Genomic DNA, 20,246 nt, shown 5'->3' with positions numbered 1-20,246 from the left:
AAGAATAGAGCCATTCCAACCACTTGTTTACCACTTATTTGTACCAAAAGCTGCCAAAAACCACTTGAAGCTGCTAAAAGCAAAATCGTAAAATACCGCGAAATACAGCCATTTTCGCATTTTAGCAAAAATCACTAAAAGTCCTTCTCCTTTTTCAATTCCCCTCGTCTCAAAATCATGGTTCACAAACGGCTTAAAATAGGCGTTTGTGGGCTTGCTTTTTTGACAAAAAACTGTCAACCACTTATTTTTTTATTTAACAATATCAGACGCTCCGCTGAGTTTTTTGCTCTTAGAAGATTATTATACAATTTTCAACTCTAAACTTCACAGATCTGGCGAGTGCAGCGATGGAAATGAATAGCACGAAAGGGCATTGCCATTGTTTGGCAATGCCCCTTTTGAATATTTAGAACAGTGATAGCTGCTCAGATAAGTAAAATGCGTGTTCCATATGCTGCTTTGCTTCTGCTTCAAGTATCTCCACATTTGAAAGCAGAAGGTTCTTAAAACGCAGCTGATAAACCATATCAAAGAAGCTTATCACTGCTGCTGTTCCAAGATGTGTCAGGCATATCAGCTGAATCTGGAAATGTCTTGCGATACGAAACATTGGTTCAAGAAGATGCGGCGACGAAATTGGTCCGAACGGATTATCAAGAATCAACACACCGCTGGTGGAACTCAGACTGTTTGTCAAACTCCTTGTGTAATTCATAACGGATATGATCAGTGAGAACAATACAACAAACTGTTCTCCACCGGAATTTGCTTTCAATGCATCCTGCCATGAACGATAGCGGCTGTTCTGGATATTCTTATCGATCTTAAATACGGTGATGGGAATGGTCTCCTTGCCAATATAGCAGTTAAGAAGCTGCCTTATCTCAAGATGATATTGATAAGTACTTGCTGGAGTTTTCTGTTCAGACAGATGCTTTTTGACCTGTTCCGTAATAAAATGATTGATCCTATCAGCCGGCTGCTCACTTGTCGGCTCAATTTCGGGAAGATCAATTCGTATCATCTGTCTTTTTACATTACCGATCTGAATGGATGATTTCTTAGAAAGAACTTTTAGATTATCGTACAAACGACCCACTCGTTGGCGACAATGTTCCACTAATTGCTTCCTGCTGTTCTCAACATCTTTCAGCAGAACAGAAAGCTGTGCGATACGATCCCGATAGCGTTTAATATCACCCACCGTTCGATCATAAAGCGTATAGTATTTATCTCCTGTGATATTATGATTGTCGATCACTGATAGAATACCGTCAAGTGTTCCCGTAAACAAAGAATGTGTATCTCTGAATGGTTCGAGCTCACGACTATGATATTTCTTAGTTTTGCTCTCAGCCTGTTTCAGCTGTTCGAAGCAATTCTCTATTGTATCACGCAGTTTATTCGTATCGTGTTCAATCCCTGAGATTTTAGGAGTATATCCCGATAATTCAGTTATAAACCTCTCCCCATATTTAGCGGAGTATCTGCGATCGCTCTCTAGATCACTCAATCTTTTTGAACATTCGATTTTCTCTGACTCAGCTACACTTAATCTGCCATTGCATTCTTTAATACGGAGTTCAAAATCCGAACCAACTTCGGAACGAGGCAGAAGTTCCGTGTGCAGTTCATCAAGTTTCATCTTAGCCTGCTCCAGTTCACTTTCTGATTTGGCATGGCAAGCTATTGCTTCTGAATATTGTTTAGCAGCCTGTTCACTTTCTTCCCTCGCCTGTGCAAGCTGTTTCTCTGCATGACAATAGGCATCATCAGAGTATAAAATATTTTCGTATTCGGCTGGCTCTACATGGAATCTCCGGATACCGTTTTCTATTTTTCTGATATTATCCTGAACTCTTTTCAGCTGTTCATGTAATTCATGGCGATTCGATGAATATTTCTCATGATAAAGTCGATATTCCGCAAGCATGACTGAAAAATCCTCAGAGAGCTTTTCTGCTGCCGGAGTGTCTTTCAGCTCATTCAACAACTCCTGATACCCTTTCAGCTTATCATTGAGCTGCCGGATCATATCGTCACATTGTGTAATAAGTTCAGACAGTCGGTTTTCTTCTTTTCGCTCATTCTCTATCTGCTGAAAAAGCATTCTGCATCTGGATCCCAGCTCCGTAATCTGTATGCTGACATTCTCATACTGTGAAATGATCTCGCAGATACGCTCAAATTCGTATCGCTCCTTTTCGGTATTGCGTACCATTTCCTGTTGTTTTTCCTTAAGCCGGCGGAGCTCTTCTGACCGCCTTCTGATCTCAGTTTTTCGCCTGTCAAGAGATGATAGTTCATCCAGCGTTTTTTGAAGTCCCGCTTCGGCAGCAGTTATATCCGCCTGTAATTGACTCTCATAATCTGCGGAATATGTAAACTGCAATAGAATGATCTGTTCCGATTCCCATTCAGTAATCTGATGCCGCAAGTTTTTAATCTCTGCTTTTGTATCATCAAGTCTTTTCTGTATATTCTCTTTATAAACAGAAGCATCTTGAAAGTATTCTTTATCAAATGCAGAAAGAAAACGGTCTGGTTCGCTCCACTTTCCGTCAGCCATATCCGCAAGCTCAAATCGCGTATATACCGGAACGATCGCAGATAACCACGAATCCGCTGATTGCGACAGCAGTTTTTCCTTCTCCTTTTCAGAATCAACAATCACAGAATAAGCAACAAGCGGATTTACAGAAAGAATCCCCTCTCGGATTTTCACATTTTGCAAGTTGAGGTAACGTTCACCTGTCTGATAAGCGATACCAGATTCATGTAAAAAGCTGACCGCTGTTTTTGAGAGGTGAAGCTGACCTGCTTCGATACACCGTACCTGCTCTGTGAGCAATTCTTCCGAACGCTCAGCCTGTTTCAGCTGTTCTCTCAGCTTTGCAAGTATGCGGTCAAGGCTTACTATCGGTTCATCAGTAAACACTCTGCTCTCGGGGATTGATAAATGCTCCAATACTGCAATAACTGTATTGTACGCCAGACTGTACTCTTCCAGTGCGGATTTCTGCTGTTTCAAATAAGCATTACAATCCGCCTGTGATTGTTGAAGTTCAGCTCGCTTTATATCCTGAACGTCAAGTTCCTGTTCAAGTTGAGTTTCCTCATTCTGACAGCGCCCTATCTCCTCATTTGCAAGTTCTATCTGCTTTTCATAGCCTGCACGGATAATCTCTATATCCTCATCAGAATAACTTCTGTCAAGCATAACAGTTATTCGCAAAGCAAGTGCCGCTAAACCATTGTCGATCTGTTCAAGCATATTCTTTCTCATGCCGATTTTCTGATTCATGCTGTTGTTTGCATTTTCATGCTGCTCGGTGAGTTCTGTGAGTCTGTTCTGTGCATCGCGAAGTGAACCAGAATATTCTTTCTTTGTTGTTTCTTTCTGACGCAATTCACTTTCTGTCTGCTGTATCAGATTCGCTGCAAGCAGGGAGAGGGAATACTTCAAAGAAATGATACGAGAATCCTGTGTTCCCTGGTCAAGTTCTCTGAGCTGTGCAGCCAGTGCCATTTCAGAATTTTGCTGTTCAATCAGTTCAGCGTACTCTTTGGCGGCATTCAGCACCATGACCATATGGTCAAATCTGTCACGCTGGCTTTCGGCATCTTCTTTTTTTCGCCTGCATTCCACGAGCTGTACTGCTGATCGCTCAAAGCTCTCCTGTGCCAGATAAAATGCCTCTGATGCTTTTTCAGCTTTGATATGATACAGCTTTGCCTTTATGTCGGATATTGTTTTTTCAAGCTGCTCTTGTTTTTCAGTATCCAGTTTGATCTTATGTTCAAGTGTGAATAACTGATCTGCCAGCAGACGTATCGCCTGTATCCTCTGATCTTCGGCATCCCACATATTCTTCATAAACGGAAGTATCCCTTGCAGTTTTTCAGTAAATGCTTTGATCTGTGACTGCAAGCGAAGATTATCTTCCTGTCCTGCATAGCTGTCAGCATAATGGACGAACATTTCTTCCAAAGCTTCCACTGACGCTGCATCATTTGGCATCACACCCGGAATGATAAACTTGTCAAGCAGTCTGTCGGCGGTTCGGTATTCCTCAAAGAATTTTGTAATGCCGCCTTCCACTGCATTGATGCGAACAAGGATATTTTCCCATTCGGTATGCAGGATCCCGTACTCCTCCAGACGTTTCTGGTAACGGCGCAGAGAATCCGAATGATAGTATTCAACCTTCCTGTTCTGTAAATACTTACGAAGATCATCAAACGACATAGGACGGATATGACTGCCTGTCCGCTCTGTCAGGGGAAGATTTATAAGATCAATCTTATCACCGGTTCTTGAATAATCGTGCATAAACGTGTAGTAACGAACGGTTTTGCTTTCATTTTCATCGTCTGCTGTTGTGCTTGCAGCCAGTGCAATGCCGGTCAGCAGACTGTTAGTTGAGCCGTCCAATGCCCATTCTATCAGAACAAATGCATGGTCAGTTCCTTTCTGGAAATAATCACTGATGTTGCGGTTCTGAACCTTTGCTTTCGGGCAAACCGGTTGGAGCAGCAGCTGCACGATCACAGACTTACCGCCGCCGTTATCAAGATTCAGCAGGGTATCGATCGGTTTTCCCTCAGCGTTTTCGGTACAGAATATCTCGTCTGGTATCAGCTTCGTACCGTCATTGAATCTGAAATTAACAATTCTGATCTTACGGATCGCCGGCATCTGACACACCTCCCTCCAGAATAGCGTGTATTTCTGCAATGCGATTTTGTGATAAATAGTACGGCATCAAGTCATTCAGTTTTACTGTCGGCTTCCATACACCGTCCGCATCATATAGTAATTCCTCATCACGAAACTTATTGATGATCTTCACAAAACATCCGTGCTTTGTATCGGATGATACAGATTCATCTCCTCGCTTTGCAAGCCAGCTATCAGCGAGGCGAAGAAAATCAATACTATACTGAGCAGATGCATTCTTTAAAGCCTCACCCTCTGCCCTTACCTGCTCACAATGCTTCGTAAATTCTTCGACGAAATCTGACTCTTTGATATAATACCGTGTTTGTAGTGTGTTTCCTTTTCCACCATATAGTTCATTCAACATGAATATAGCCATATAATTCAACAGATATAATACTTCAAGTTTTTCATTTTGTCCTACACTTCGCTTAAAGTCTTTGTTATCCTGTGAGAATAATTCATTGCTCGGATTCGGCAAGAGATAAAGCCTTCCGTTCGTTCTGTAAAGCGTGAAATCAAGCTCCTGTTCCATGACTGCAAGCTCGGAAGCAATTTCCGGATCATTGTAAAACTCATAATATGTTGGCTCCTGTTCACGAGTGATATATCCTTTTTCCATAAGTTTCGCAAACAATTTCAGACTTTCCGTCTTCATCTTCTCACCTCGATCTTAAAATCATTCATTCTGATACTGCCGCCCGCATCATCAGATAGAGTAATTACTTCATCAAGCTTATATATCAGTATCGACTCCATCTGCACGAATTCTTCGGGAAGTTCGCTCAGGCAATAGGAAAGATCAAATTCACCAACAGGCACGATAATATCCTGATGTTCCGAACGCCAGCCTGCAACATCAATCTCTCCAAGTCCGTAGAGCTTCAGCATAACATCGGGCAATGATTTTTCCTGCATCTGCTCCTGTAACTGTTCTTTTGAAACAGAAGTAAGATATTCGCTGAAACAGAATTCATGGTTGTTTTCCGCATAGGACAGCAAACCGCTTATAATATCCACATATCGTTTATTTCTGATATCTGCCGCATTTTCGGCAGCCTCATCGCTTTTAATGTCAATACCGTCATTCCTGATGCTATCTCTGATTGCATTCTGTCTGCTGTAAAAGAAATCAAGACCAAACAAATGTGGAAATGAAGGACGGTAAAGTGGTGCAAAAAGTTTTCCGACACTTCTGGTATCTAACAGCTGCATTTTCTGTAACGGAAGCAATAATTCCTGTTCAAGGTCAAATCGGCCTGCCTGAAAATAAGAAAAACTATCGTCCAATAGCTCTGTGTACAGATCTGACAGTGTATATTTCTGATTGAATACACGGCTTTGCTCACTTATTACTGTATCAATGTTTTCAAGTATTTCACGTATCTCCTGTTCAGTCTGACCTATATTTTCGCCTTTTTTGACCTCAGCATCTGCAATTGCCTGTAGCTTTGCTGATACGAGAGTACGGATATCACTGAGCTGTTTGTTTTCATCCTCAAATGAATCCTTTACCTGCGTGACGATCTCTTCATATTCATCAATCGACACTTCGGAGATATTGGTTCTGCACCGAAGCATAAAGTCATCCATTCTCGTTTTCAGATTCCTTACTCGGCTGACCAGTTCACGGCTCTCCCGAAGCGCTTTACCGTAGTTACCACGTTTGATAAACTCCTGTAATTTGAAACGGTTAACAGAAAAATCCAGTTCGCTGTCGATCTCTTTCGTTCTGAAAAGGAATTCGTAAGCTTCATTGGTCAGGACATAGCTTCCGCTTTGCTGTTGAATAAGAATCAGAGAACCCTGTTCTCGGAATCCTTCCTCGTGGCTGTCAAATGTATCGAATCTGCGCACCTTTCCTCCGCTTTGAAGAACATCTGTCACGATATAATCAGTCAGCATCTTTGCCGATTCCGGATCATATCCGTAAATATCAGCTAAATCACGCAGAAAAGCTGTAATATTCTGCTTTGTACAGCGTTCGCCGTAGCGAAGCGTACTGTCCATGATAAAGACCATTACCATAAGTATCAGATTATCAGTCTTATCATCATCGTTGTGCAGCAATTCACGGATCTCTGTGGGCTTGCTTCTTTGCAGCCAGTATTTGATCAGATTAACGAATCGCATACGTTTCTCGAAATCCTGTAGCAATTCTTGGGATTCTGCTGAAATCATTATCTTACCTCATATTATCTGCCAGTATAGGATACGAAAGTATCTCCTGCGGCAATCGCTTATTATCGTTTAGTATTTGGGCGATATGCTTCTGATCGTCTGCCGCAAAAAGCGGCAATATTGCGGACATTTCGGGCATGATACACCTTCCGTCGTCGCTGTCAGGAAGCTGAATGTTATGGCTCAGTTCCAGCATTTTTTTATATGCCGGAAAGAACAATTCGATATGAAGTTCCTCTGCTGCTTTACAAAGCCGCAGAAAGATATCAAAGCCAGCTCTGTCGATATCACCGCAGTACAGGAAGCTAACATCATCTGCTCCTAAATACTGTGCATAGGAACGGAATTTATCTTTTCCTGTGATATCATTTCCCTGGCCAAAGATTACACCGTCGATATGTGTACCGAATAACGAGCAGGCTCCGGATTCATACATCAAACGTCGGATATTGAACCAAATATCTTTATTTTCGCAAATTACTAATGTCATAGTTCGCTTTCGGATAGGGATATAATCTGAAAAGCACTGTTCAGGTGTTTCATAATATCGAAGCGTATCTCTTGAAATTCCAACAGATTCCAACAATCTTAAATGATCATCTAATTCCTTCTCCTTTCCGAATATAGAAAAAGAACGCTCGCGCCTCGACATCATATCATTGTCTTTGTGATCGGTAAGCCACTCGCTCAGCCGGATCAAAAAAGCCCTGTTATTAACATACTGCATTCGATTACGAAGAAGATACCCATTAGCTGATAGTCTCGGATGAAGTGCGTAGATCTCATCTGCTGACACTTGTATCGTGTTTTCAATGCAGATATTGTATCGCATAAACAACGGATTCTTCTGATTACCATTTGTTCCGCTACTCTTGATAGGAGTTAATGCCCCCCGTTCCACAAGATCATTGATTTGTTCATAGAGGTGTTCGGATCCTGTGCAAAACCTGCTGAGTTCCTCCAAAGAGATTCGTTTGCGAGGAAATTTCTGCAATGCTTTATATAGTGTATTACTAGGCTTACTCATACATTGCCACCTCTAATCTAAATATAAAATAGTATATACATATTGTAGCATAATTTGGTCGAAAAAGCAAGCTGTCAGCTGTAAGAAACAGATTACTCGAAGTTCGAGCGTTATTATAAAAAAACAGGCAGATACATCGTTTGAAGTATCTGTCTGTTCAGTTTTATAGGCTGGTGCAAAGTCCTTGCTTATAGTTGTTTGGATAAAACTTCTATATTAGCTCAGTCCTTTCGCAGGCTCCTCATTGCCTTATTCCATTTTCATTCCGTAGCTCTCAGCTACATCTTCTTCAACATCACCCTCGGTGGAGGAGATGTCATAGCTTTGTATATGGCTCATCGCCATGCTTTCAACAGCTTCTATCCTGTTTCTGACCTCAGCAGCTATGGTCTTAGCACGTTCAGTATCAATATACTGAGCTGCCTTATCTTCACTGAACACTTCAAGTATCTCATCTTCGATACCATCGAGTTTTGAAGCATCGAACCATTCAAGGGAGGATACAAGTTTTATCTGCTCGCCGTGTGTTTTCTTGAATGGCTTACAATTAACACCATTGATTGGTATTCGTGAAGTTAACCTATCATACCAGAGTGAAGTTCCGCTGTCGAATATGGGAGCAGCACCAAGCCATTCAAGGGTATTAGCATCACGCAGAAGTCCGAAGTTATTGAAGTGCCTGTCCTCGTTTGCTATAATATAGTCGAGAACTATCATCTTGTCAATGGAAGGAACTATATCTATCCCGAGTTCCCGACAGATATTAACGTAGTGAAGGTATTCATTTTCATGATTTGCTTTTGTTCTCAATTGGAGTACTCTCCATGCACTGATGAGTTCAGTATCCTTCGTTACAAAATCCTCGCACACACTATATGGTTCATCATTTATCCACGTTACCGAATAAGGCACATGATCTATTCCAAGTCTATTCATTATTTTTGAAGCGATAACCTCATTGAAGGTCTGCTGACTATATGGATTGGAGCCTGATTTCAAAAGACAACGTTTGCCGTCAATGATCTTCCAGCGTTTTTTCAGATTACCGTCAGAAGTATTATCCGGCGACAGAAAATCGAATCCAGCATTCTTATCACTTGTACCAAAAAGAACATCACCTATATCATCTGAGAAATCGTTGTCAAAGAAATTTACATCTTCCCAGGTCATATCGCTTCCGTAAGGCTTTATCCAGTAATGATCAGATAAACTCAGTCCGAGACATTTCGTAAGAAGCAGCTTAGAATTATATACACCGAGCTTTTCCAAAGCATCTTCAATGCCCATTCTACTCGCAGGAATTGACCTGCCTGCCCACCACTGATTCAATGCGTATCGGTCAATGCTTTCGCTATGATGAAGCGGATGCACAACACCGATCGGTAGATGCTCTTTTGCTGATATATTATCAATTACGCTAATCCCACCAATAGCTTCATCTATTTCAATGTCTGCAACAGCTATATTCTTATGCATAAGTGTATATTTCAACGCTCTCACCTCGCTTTTCTATCATTATACCACATCTCTATATCATAATCAAGCCATCTCTTCCGCCAGTCTATCCAAACAGCACAGCCTTATATTTCGGTGATTTCACCATATGAAGCAATGGACGAAAAAACGCACCGGAGCTGCATATTTAATTACAAGTAGCATATTGAGTTTTCTTTTAATGCAAAATATACAAAGGACACTCCGTCGGGATCATACCACTTATTAGGTACTAACTTATTTGTTTTTTTACGTAGAATAGAGCAATTCCAACCACTTGTTTACCACTTATTTGTACCAAAAACTGCCAAAAATCACTTGAAGCTGCTAAAAGCGAAATCGTAAAATATCGCTAAATACAGCCATTTTCACATTTTAGCAAAAATCACTAAAAGTGCTTCTACTTTTTCAATTCCCCTCGCCTCCACCAGAAACGCTCGTCACTAACGTGACGGGCTCAATTTATAATGAATAGTTAATAATGTATAGATCATAATGCTGTATCAGGCGTTTCTGTATTATTCTTTATTCACTATTCATTATTCCTTATTCACTAAATGTTGTTTATCTCACAGCTATCCGGCACGAGCAAGCACAGCCTTTATCGCGTCCTGCTCTATGCAGGGCGTTAATTATTATACGCGAATTAAGCTTTTTTTCGCTGCATTATTCCTTATTCACTATTTTTTTAACGGAAAGCTCTATCACTGAAAAGGAGGATAACATGAGAGGATTTCTTACCGATCATTGTCCTGTTATTATAGCCGTAATAACAGCTCTTGAAGCCATTGTTACCATACTTTTGTTTGTCCGATACATCAAAAAACGTCAGACCATTGCATTGTTAATGGCTGTGGTGGGAGTCGGACTGCTATTCGATGCACTTGTAATGGCTCTCGGTTCGTTCATGCCTAATGATCTGCTGCGTATACTTAGCCGTATACGCTTCGTAAGTCATGGTCTGCTCGTACCTCTGAATATTGCGATATGCGGCTATGCAATGAAATGGGTAGACATAAAAATGACCATAGTATGGATAATTACCGCTGCGGTATGTATACTCGGCTGTGCTTCGGGATTTGCCCGTGTCCTTGAACTGCGTGATTTTGCAGGCATAGTCAGATATGTGGCAGGTGACTCAACTCCTGTGTGGGCTGACAAGATAAACCGTCTGCTCTCATTCGGAACTGTTCTTCCTGTTATCGCAGCAGGTATATATGTATGGATAAAAGAAAAAACTCCCACATTTTTCCTTGCAGGTGCGCTGATGTTCGTTTTTGCCGCACTTGGTCCTGCTACAGGAAATTCAGACCTTATCTTCCTCATAAGTATGTTCGGCGAACTGCTGATGATCTTTTTCTTCCTGCTATATTCCAAAAAGGAAAACGAATACGATTACTGACATAAAAACGCCTCCGAAAAATCGGAGGCGTTTAACTTTTCTTAACCGAGAGACTTGAGCTTCTTTTGCAGCTCTATCATATGATTACGGCAGGCTGTTATCTCTCCCGTATACTTATTGAACCACTCTACATCTGTTTCGTCAGGCTGCTCCTGAAGCAGGATAGCCTGTACAAGTGCCGATTGAGAACGCGAACGCTTTCTTTCGATCTCTTTTATCGTACTCATGCAGAGCTTTATCTCCTTTTTAAGCTTTCTCTTTTCGCCCATGCTGAAACCTCCCCTGCATCAATAGCCTTTTTTATCTACCGAGCTTACTACCGCCGCTGCTTCCTCATATCCCTTATCCACATCGTCAAGGATATCGCTGAGAGCCTGCCTCATATCGTCAAGCTTCTCTTTCATCTGCTCGGGATACTTCATGGTACAGGTCGTAAGCTCATTGATTATTATCTGCTTGTCATTGAATTTATCTATGAGAAATGCAAAGGAATTTGCACCGCTCATATCACTGACGATACGCATATACCTCAGGTCGTGATCGCCCTCGCCGTTTTTGTACGAGTCGATATCCTCGATGACCTTTGTAAGATTTACCTTGTACTGCTTGCGGTAAGTCTCCTGAACACGCTTTGTCTCGTCAACATACAATGCTATAAAGACGAGGAGAGCTATAAAGGTGATAATGAAAAGTATGATCGCTCTAATCATTCTCCTCTTCATCAATTTCTCTTGATTCACTCAGCTTCACCTCGTTTTCGGGATCATACCCTATCTCTTCAAGACGGCGTTTTTCTCTTTCGATAGCCTCTCTTACAGCAGCTTCGCGCTTATTATCGGCTTCCTTTTTGTTGCTTTCGGCAGCTTCCATACCCATTTTCATCAGTGTACGCACTTCATAAAGTGCTATGAGAGTCATAGGTATCACTACCAGTATAAGCAGAAGCTTTTTTAGATCAACGAAAGAATTCACCCATATGAAAAATCTTGACTTACGGGTATATTTTCCGATTATACGCTCCTGTCTTGCAGGTACGCTGTCCTCTATAGGATTTGCGTCGCCCTTTGTGATATATGTACCGTCATCGTTTTTACCGATCACTCTGTGAGTTACAAGCTTATCCTTTATGTCGTTCTGGTCGGAATAGAACGTAATGATATCGCCCTCGGAAAGTGAGTCAGTATCGGTCTTTTCAACTATTATATAGTCACCCACATGGATAGAAGGCTCCATGCTTCCCGTAACGACTTTAAGTATACTCTTGCCGAATACATTCACGGCTTTTCCGTTAGCCGAGCATACCATTACGTATATGACGAAGGCAAGTGCTATAGCGGTAATGACCGTAACTATGACATTTGCTGCCTTTGAAGAATTATCCTCTTTTTCAGCTTCCTTGACATCGGAAGCTTCAATGCTTGCTTCACTCTCACGGATAGCCGCTTCAAGCTCCTCTTTTGCTTTTTTGCGATATGCAAGTGACCTGCGGACTTTCTCAACAAGGCTTACACGATACTCCTTATAGAGACGCTTCATTTCCATATCAATGGCTTTCTGCTCCTCGGGAGTCCTTACAGGCGGAGTATATGCAGGACGGGGCTTGTTCTTCATTTCGCGGGCTTTTTTCCGCTTGAACTTCATGTCAGCGATAAAGCGTCTGAAACGGTACTTGAAGTCCTGACCGTATTTTTTGTAGTACACTTCCATTTGCTGACGCTGCTGTTTTTCCTGCTCCTTCTGCTCTTTCTTCTGTTTCTTCTCGGCAAGGAGCTGCTTATAGTACGGATTATCGGTATCCTCGGGTATGATACCGAATACCACAGCCAGTATATGCCTTATCAGACGTATAAGCGCATATATTGGATTCCACGAATATTCGCGGTATATCTCCCTGAAAGGTTTACTCTCAAAGTGCTGTCTTTCAGCCTTGAGACGCTGGGCACGTTCTGCCTCTGCACGTTCCTTTTCCAGTTTCTGCTGTTCGATCTTTTTACGGGCTGCAACAGCTCTCGGATCTTCAAATCCTTCCTGTTCCTCAGAATTGTCGAGTTCTGCAATTACCTCCTCGACCTCATCATCGGTGACTTCGCTGTACGCCTGTTTTTCAAGCTCTGCCTCATCGGGAGCATTATTGAGAGCTTCTTCATCAAGTCCCTCGGCTTCACCAAGCTCGGCACGAGCCATTTCCTTATTCTGTCTTATGCGCTCACGCTCGGCAGCGATACGCTCTTCTTCCTCACGCTTGAGCCGCTCTTCCTCTTCTCGTTTGCGCTGTTCTTCAAGACGGGCAAGTCTTTCTTCTTCAAGCCGCTGACGCTCCCGCTCCTCGGCTTCCTGCTCGGCACGTTTCTTTGCCAGCATTTCCTGCAGCTTCCGTTCTTCCTCTTCCTTTTCGAGGCGGATACGCTCCAGCTCCGCGCGTCTTGCTTCCTCGATGCGCTGCTGCTCTCTGAGACGTTCCTCTTCCTCCTGACGGCGTTTTTCCTCTTCCTGTCTGAGCTTTTCCTGCTCTTCCATATACGCAGTCTCGATGTTGATACATTCCGTTATCTGCTCAAACATGAGATTAAGGTCAGGAGGCAGCCGCTTTTCGACGCGGAAATCCGAATCGGAGGCGATATATCCTGCAACAGACTCAGACGAAACACTGTAATCCGCCGCAAGCTCCTTGTCGAACTTTTTCAGGAACTTGGGAGCTATAGGCTTTGATGTCTGTGTTCTCAGCTCTTTGAGCTTATCCTCGTTGTCGTTGTTCATGTACGAACGGAACAGCAGCAGGTTAAGCACTACGAGCTTGTAGAAGTCAATAACGTATTCCCTCTGAGGTGCTACGGCTTTATTCTGTATGTTTATCTCATAGCCGACCTTGTCATAGCTCTCTATGTACTGCCAGAGTGTCAGGCAGGCTTTCAGGTCGACATTTTTCATAATGGCGTTTGTACGCATTACAGGCGGTCTTATGAAGCTGTTTCCGAGAGTCCTGCAAAGCTCCGAGCCCTTATAGCCTTCGATAGCTGTTTTGAGCTTTTCGACTCTCTGCCACACGGTATAGCCGTTGGCATCGTAAGAATCAAGACTGTCTACTGTCTCTATCTTCACGTCTATCTTCATTTTGCCGCCTTTGTTGTCATCAATTACGGTATCATATCCGAGGGTGAATACCTCTTCGTCCTTTGATACCTCGGCAAGCTTCTCGTATCTTCTTGATATGAAGATGTAAAGCCTGTCCACAAGGGTATTGATGAACCTGTTCTCATACGTCATAAGGCTTTCTTCCTTATGTACATTGAGTATCTTTGAAGGCGTTATCTTTCCTGTTTTTCTGTCAACGCTCTGTATCAGGTCTGTATGCTGTGCAAGATGCTTGACAGATTCTATTGTGGTTTTACGCGAAAGTGCTATGGGTACTATCTCTTCAACGTCCTCTATTGTACGTCTCGGGTTCCTGAGAAAATTGTCCAGATGTACAAGACCGTTTTCAATAGCCTCTACCCACGAAACATCTATCGCCTTTTCCATTATCTTCTTGTTGAAGGCAAAATTGTTTCGGCTCGATTCGAGGAGAGGAACAAGTGTACCATATAACTCATCGCTGCTCATTGTTTCCATGATCTCTTCAAACTCATGGTACCAGTTGCTGTACAAGCCGTTCACTTGCTCTCACCTGCTCTTCCGTATCAGAACAGCTTCTGTAGTCTTTCGAGATAAGCTATAGATTCGTTCATTTTATTTTTACCGAAAGTTTTTGTCATATATACGCATAATTCGCGCAGCTCCTCTCTCAGCATCGCAAGGTTGAGAGACTCAAACTTTCTGAATATCTTTGTAGCGAGAATGTAGTCTATTCCGTCCAGCTCATCGCCGCCGCAGGCTACATACACAGGAACGAAAAGGTTCATCTGCTTGAGGATACGGTTACCGAAAGCAACTCTCAGCTTTTCAATTACCCAGAGGTCAAGCTGCTGTATCTTCTTTAAGTTTTCCTGTGATATCGGATATTTGTCGAATGCCTCCCTGAACAGCTTGTCAAGATGATCGAAGCCCAGGTTCATAGGCGGAGTATCGGGAGCGTCAAAAGCAACGCCCTTAGAGTCAAGGTTGATAGGCTGAGCACGGTCGTATACCTTATCCGAGATAGCGAATGTTGAGTCATCGTTATTCGCTGTACCTATGTACCAGATATTCTGAGGTATGCGTATCTTGCCCTTGTCAAGGTTTACAGGATCGGTGCTCCATACATTCGGTACGATGTCCAGCTCCCACTCGTCAGCGTTAGGCATTTCGAGAATGGAGAGCATCTCGGCGAAGTAATACTCGACACGGGCGATGTTCATCTCATCGAGAAGGATAAGGTTTACATCGTTGTTGTAGCCCGATGAATATATTCTCTTGAGCACTTCCGTTTCGTTGAAGTTCTTGGTGAATTCGTTGAAGTAACCGAAAAGCTCCGTTCTGTCACGCCATGAAGGCTGTACGGAAGCGATAGTTGTATCCACCTGTAAGAACTTACCGAAAGAGTAAGGAAGTGATGTTTTACCTGTACCTGATATACCCTGTAGGATAATGAGCTTCGTGGAAGCCATACCTGCAAGGAAAAGCCATACTATCTTAGGCTCATAGTAGAGATGCATTCTTGAGCAGGCGAAATTGCGGAAATTCTCGCATATGCCTGCAAGATCTATATCGTTGTCATACTCTGGCGGAGTATATTCCTTGTAAAAGGCATCGACTTCGATGAGCTTTGAAAATCTCTGCTCTGTTGTCTGTACCACACCGCTCTCAACAACAGCAGGTGCAGCCTCGCCCTCACCGTCGGCAGCCATACTTCCGTCAGCAAGTGAAAGAGCACCCGAACCTGCGGGAAGTCCCATCTGCGACACCTTCATAGCCATTATCTCGTCTTTTTCCTTTGTCATTTTCATGACTTTTCGCTGGAGCTCCGATATCTCTTCCAGCAGATCCTCATTGCTGACAATGGAATGACGGAACCTGATATACTTTCTGATGCCGAGGATTATCATCATCAGAAGCAGTACATATACAGCCGCGACTATGATTATAGCCAGTATCGACAGCACCCAGCTCAGTGCGCCGTAATTCTCGGAATGCTGCTTGAATATGTCGATATAGTTCTTTATATTGAAGATCTGTTTTATTCCGTTGCCGATGCCGCGGACTATTTCCGAGTAACCTTTCAGCATCTCCGAAATAAATTCAAAAAACCATTTTAGAAATTCATTCATAATAAACTCCTGAAGATCTATGCTTCCGCATATATCGTGTCAATTATTCGGTGGAGCCTCCTTCAGCTTCTTCTGCTGCCTTTTCGGCAGTTTCTACTGCTTCCTCAGTCTTTTCAGCAGTTTCTTCTACGGCTTCGGCAGCCTTTTCGGCTGTTTCCTCTGCCTTTTCAGCTGTTTCTTTTACAGCTTCGGCAGCTTTTTCAGCCTTTTCTTCAGCCTTCTCAGCTGTTTCTTTTACGGCTTCGGCAGCTTTTTCGGCTGTTTCCTTGACATTTTCTGCTGCTTCGCCCTTGCTTGCAAGGTACTCCTCAATTGCGCGTCTCTTTATCTCCTCTTCGTCTATATCAGGAGTCTCGGGACGCTTTGCTTCGATAAGTGCAACAATAAACTTATAAAGCTCGATCAGGAAGAAGATAGCCATAGGTATAAGGATACATATGAAAAATCCCTTTTTGGTACGAAGGAAGTTCATTGCCCTGCCTACCTTTGCGAGCTTTGTATTTGTCCATTTTCCTATGATATCACTTGCGTATGCAGGAAGTGTATCATCTATATCATTGTTATCGCCTCGTGTAACGAAGCTTCTTGCACCGTCTGTATCATTGATACCTACGATCCTATGGGTGTTTTTTACTCTCTTTCCATCGATGATCGTCCAGAAGGTTATTACATCGCCTTCTTTGAGCGCGTTTATATCATCAATATCCTTACAGATGATAAGATCACCCTGCCTGAATGTCGGTACCATTGAGTCAGATTCAACAGTCATCGGTATATATCCGAATAAATTGGCTACACCATTATTTTTGTCGGAGGAGAATACTATTACAGTAACAAGAAGTGCTATTATAAGTACTATCCATGCAAAAACATTTACTGTTATTTTCAGTGCCTTTTTCATATTATAAAAACTCCTTTTGGATATATTATGTAGACTCAGTTATCTTGAAATTCATACTAAGCTTTAATGTTCCACCTATTATATCATCAAGACAGTCGGGATCATTTCCCTCGAGCCATATGACCACAGTATATTTGTCCTTATTATTCGACTCAAAGCCTTCGGTAGAGGTACGCATGACCAATGACGATGAAAGGAACTCACTGTCACAGTCGCTTTCTTTACCGCCGCCGTTGGATTTCGTTTTGCCGTATACGGTCTTTTCACCATTTTTATAAACGGCAACACGAATAGCTTCATCTACATTTTTCGTCACATTCTCAATAGACATTTCTCCTGTATATGTGAGCGTATCGTCTCCCGAATTTATAAGATAAAACGTATAAGCTATATAATTTGGACCATTATGGCTTCCGTTTATCTTGTCGATATTATCGGGAAGATCATTGCCGCTTATGTTCGTCATATCGTATACGATATTGGCATTGAGCACAGCGGTCGCCTTGTCATAATCAGGCGTCTCTGAAAGAGTAAGTCCCTGATGCACCATGTCATACTTGCTTACTTTTACTGTAAAACTGCCGAATTTGTCATAAAAATATGATATTGCATACGCAATGGCGATTATCAGTACAAGAATTATAACAAGCAGGGCAAGTATCCTCATCAGGATAACATGACGTTTTACCTCTTTGGCGGTTCTTCTGAGTTCAAGGACATCAATTACCTTTTTATCCACAGCGAACTCTCCATTTCCTGCAATTTAAGATCATTTTTATATAATGATCGTATGATATACTGATCTTTCAAGTATCTGCTCTCCTTTTGACAAACCTTTCCGTAACATATTTTCCCGAAAGGCTGCCTGCACAGTAAGAACATTCAAATGAGTACAGTGTTTCAGCCTGTCTGCTGTTAAAAACTCCGTCAGCAACGGGTTCGGAACCTATGTCGTTAACGAATGAAATTATCGACTTTACCGCATTGTCAGATCTTTCATCTCTGCCTATGAAGTTTGCAACTTCGGGGCTCAGCATAACGTAATCTACTGAAAAATTCGATAGTCTCATCATAGGACAGTAGCTTCCGCCAAAACCCGTAAGCATAAAATGAAAACCGAAATTGCGCATAGTCTGGATCGAATCAGCTGCCTTTCCGTCGTCCTCGGCAAGAAGCTTTTCAGAAAGCTCAAAACAGATACGGTTAGTCGGTATCTCTCTCTTGCGGCATATCTCAACAACAGCCTTGGCAGCATTTTCGTTTTTAAGGTAACGAACAGGCATATATACCGATATCCAGCTGAAATTCAATTCACGTTCGGTAAAGCTGCTGCAAGCCTCCAACGCCTGAAGCATTTCCAGCTGAAAGAGCTTTTCTGCCTGACTCGTCATCTCGCATACATCACGATATTTGTCGGGTGAAAGAACTCCCAGCTTAGGAGAATTAAGGCGCGTCTGGGACTGATAAAAGGCTGTACTTCCGCTTGCAATCTCTCTGACAGAGCGAAAATACAGTTCTACAGCTCTCAGACCGCCAACGGTGGTCTGTATTTCTTTTTCCGCCATTTCTCCACCCTCTTTCCGATGACATATAATTTTTATATTTGTCTTATTATACCATATTTACTGCGCAATGTCAATGAAATAACTATTAATTGCGTCAAAAAAACGTTAAAAAATTACAAATTATCCTACAAGTAATATTACTTAAAAATAATACACTTTATTTTTTTATATACCTTATATTCCGAATAAACATTCAAGAAAAAGAAAAAGCTGCGAAGAAGATCTCTCCGCAGCTTTCTGTCTGTGTCATTCAACAACTGATGTCAATATTCTTGCATTTGTGTAGATAATGTGGTCATCATCATAAGATACGTTCAAACTGCCTGTGCCGTCAACTGCCGAACACATTACCGCCGATACAGTTACCTTGTAATTGGAGTATTCAAGTCCGTTGTCCTCAGTGTTCTTAAATAAGCTGTTGCCCGTTTTCACGCTGAACTTTATCGGGATAACGTAACGTCCGTCAGAATTAGTTTTAAGCAGATCTTTGTTCACCGTAACAGAATAAATATCACTTTCCTCTGATGTACTCAGATCATCGGCTGATATTGCAGATGTATCCGGTCTCGGGAAAATAACATCGTCATCTGTGCCCTCGTCAGCTCCGTCTTTACCGTAGATAGTGACTCCCGTCAGATAGCTTGCTATCGGCAATCTGCTAGGATATCCATTTCTTTTGCCCGAAATATTATCAGGAAGCGCCACCTGACCAAAGATATTGGTCCACATCCAGTATATCGGCACTTCCACAGCTTTACCTTTATTATTAGCAGGTACATTGAAAGTAAAGTATATCTGCGAAGCCGCATCTCTCGAAGTGTACGGGGTTGTATAATAATACCTCGAACTTTCAGCCGCATTTGTAGTATCGCCTGCTCCGCCGAAGAAAAGGATATGACCTCTGAGGTAATCCGCAGCACTAACATATTCCGCTGCTGAATTCGCAGCAGAAGTATTACCTGTTTTATCCGTTACTGCCGAAGCAAAGCTCTCCGTGTCAGTGATCTCAATTATCTCCGTCTCAGGTATCTTATTGCCTTTAGCGTCTAATGCGTAGGTATCGCCGTTCATTTTGTAAATGACTTCGCCATTTACGTCTTTTTTCTCGACCTCTGCAAAAGCGACAATATTAAGCGATAATTTAACGCTAATTGCAGTATCGACCTTAGGGATAACGTTCAGCTCAAGCTTACCGTTGCTTCCCGGAGCTATATCAGGAGGATCGTCCGCTTCATTAACATCATTAGTATCAGGATCATCTACGGGAGTAAATCTCAGACACAGGCTGTCCCCTGTGAAGTATTCTCCCGAAGTTCCGCTTTGAGCTGTCAGCGTTTCCGACGTACCCTCAGCGTACTCGCCATGCGATGAACCGATAATACCTGTGACATAATCATCATTTTCGGAATTTATCATAGCCTCATTTCTGATACTGCTGCCCTTAGTCGCGATGTCGAACGGCAGAGTAGCCGTTTTTATCTGCATACCCGAGGAACTCGCATTGCGGTTCATGGTGAACCACGCTATAGTCATTAATACGAAACGAATGACGATCCATTTTACCTCGCAATATCGTCATTTTATAGCAGTTTCAAGTCAATAATCATTAGCTGAAAACTATAGATGACCACCCTTCACCAACTTCATTATATACTACTCTTTCAACACCTATATATCTATCTTTCGGATAACGATATTGAACGTTCAGAG

At 42.3% G+C, this 20,246-nt stretch carries 14 protein-coding genes; 1 reads left to right on the top strand and 13 read right to left on the bottom strand.

Features of this window, described 5'->3' with window-relative positions; all coding sequences use genetic code 11:
- Positions 1-409: 409 nt before the first annotated feature.
- The 5 genes from BLW60_RS09435 to BLW60_RS09415 form a co-directional block, all read right to left on the bottom strand.
- Positions 410-4,702: a coiled-coil domain-containing protein gene (locus BLW60_RS09435; protein ID WP_074716736.1), complete on the bottom strand. Its 4,293-nt coding sequence runs from the start codon at positions 4,700-4,702 to the stop codon at positions 410-412.
- The gene (locus BLW60_RS09430; protein WP_074716734.1) at positions 4,686-5,381 is read right to left on the bottom strand and encodes a DUF6063 family protein; all 696 of its coding nucleotides are present in this window, start codon (positions 5,379-5,381) and stop codon (positions 4,686-4,688) included. The genes BLW60_RS09435 and BLW60_RS09430 overlap by 17 nt, the downstream gene beginning before the upstream one ends.
- Positions 5,378-6,904: a hypothetical protein gene (locus BLW60_RS09425; protein ID WP_074716732.1), complete on the bottom strand. Its 1,527-nt coding sequence runs from the start codon at positions 6,902-6,904 to the stop codon at positions 5,378-5,380. Before BLW60_RS09425 ends, BLW60_RS09430 begins: the two co-directional genes overlap by 4 nt.
- A gap of 4 nt (positions 6,905-6,908) precedes the next feature.
- Positions 6,909-7,931, bottom strand: a complete 1,023-nt coding sequence (locus tag BLW60_RS09420; protein ID WP_074716730.1) for a Wadjet anti-phage system protein JetD domain-containing protein — start codon at positions 7,929-7,931, stop codon at positions 6,909-6,911.
- A gap of 249 nt (positions 7,932-8,180) precedes the next feature.
- Positions 8,181-9,407: a HipA domain-containing protein gene (locus BLW60_RS09415; protein WP_074717049.1), complete on the bottom strand. Its 1,227-nt coding sequence runs from the start codon at positions 9,405-9,407 to the stop codon at positions 8,181-8,183.
- Positions 9,408-10,149: 742 nt separating this feature from the next.
- On the opposite strand from BLW60_RS09415, the gene BLW60_RS09410 reads away from it, so the two are divergent.
- Positions 10,150-10,827, top strand: coding sequence for a hypothetical protein (locus BLW60_RS09410; RefSeq protein ID WP_074716728.1), 678 nt, complete (start codon positions 10,150-10,152; stop codon positions 10,825-10,827).
- 41 nt (positions 10,828-10,868) lie between these two features.
- On the opposite strand, the gene BLW60_RS09405 is transcribed toward BLW60_RS09410, so the two are convergent.
- The 8 genes from BLW60_RS09405 to BLW60_RS09370 all read right to left on the bottom strand — a co-directional run bounded on the left by BLW60_RS09405 (position 10,869) and on the right by BLW60_RS09370 (position 20,069).
- Positions 10,869-11,096: a hypothetical protein gene (locus tag BLW60_RS09405; protein WP_028518188.1), complete on the bottom strand. Its 228-nt coding sequence runs from the start codon at positions 11,094-11,096 to the stop codon at positions 10,869-10,871.
- An 18-nt stretch (positions 11,097-11,114) separates the two neighbouring features.
- Positions 11,115-11,537, bottom strand: a complete 423-nt coding sequence (locus tag BLW60_RS09400) for a hypothetical protein (protein WP_074716726.1) — start codon at positions 11,535-11,537, stop codon at positions 11,115-11,117.
- On the bottom strand, positions 11,530-14,481 hold the full coding sequence (locus tag BLW60_RS09395; protein WP_242872858.1) for a signal peptidase I: 2,952 nt from the start codon (positions 14,479-14,481) through the stop codon (positions 11,530-11,532). Before BLW60_RS09395 ends, BLW60_RS09400 begins: the two co-directional genes overlap by 8 nt.
- A gap of 23 nt (positions 14,482-14,504) precedes the next feature.
- Complete coding sequence (locus tag BLW60_RS09390) at positions 14,505-16,070, bottom strand: hypothetical protein (protein WP_074716724.1); 1,566 nt, start codon at positions 16,068-16,070, stop codon at positions 14,505-14,507.
- A gap of 43 nt (positions 16,071-16,113) precedes the next feature.
- Positions 16,114-16,971, bottom strand: coding sequence for a signal peptidase I (locus tag BLW60_RS09385; protein WP_074716722.1), 858 nt, complete (start codon positions 16,969-16,971; stop codon positions 16,114-16,116).
- Between the two features lie 25 nt (positions 16,972-16,996).
- Entirely contained in the window at positions 16,997-17,710 is a 714-nt protein-coding gene (locus BLW60_RS09380) for a hypothetical protein (RefSeq protein ID WP_242872857.1), read from the bottom strand.
- A gap of 67 nt (positions 17,711-17,777) precedes the next feature.
- Positions 17,778-18,536 carry an EAL domain-containing protein gene (locus BLW60_RS09375; RefSeq protein WP_074716720.1) on the bottom strand — a complete coding sequence of 253 codons (759 nt, stop codon included), beginning with the start codon at positions 18,534-18,536 and terminating at the stop codon, positions 17,778-17,780.
- A gap of 246 nt (positions 18,537-18,782) precedes the next feature.
- The gene (locus BLW60_RS09370; RefSeq protein ID WP_207645928.1) at positions 18,783-20,069 is read right to left on the bottom strand and encodes a hypothetical protein; all 1,287 of its coding nucleotides are present in this window, start codon (positions 20,067-20,069) and stop codon (positions 18,783-18,785) included.
- Between the last annotated feature and the right edge of the window lie 177 nt (positions 20,070-20,246).

It is taken from the genome of Ruminococcus flavefaciens (genome assembly GCF_900108555.1).
GTDB classification, from domain to species: domain Bacteria; phylum Bacillota; class Clostridia; order Oscillospirales; family Ruminococcaceae; genus Ruminococcus; species Ruminococcus flavefaciens_P.
The sequence above is the reverse complement of the archived record's forward strand: the minus strand, read 5'-3'. Positions and strand labels throughout refer to the sequence as shown.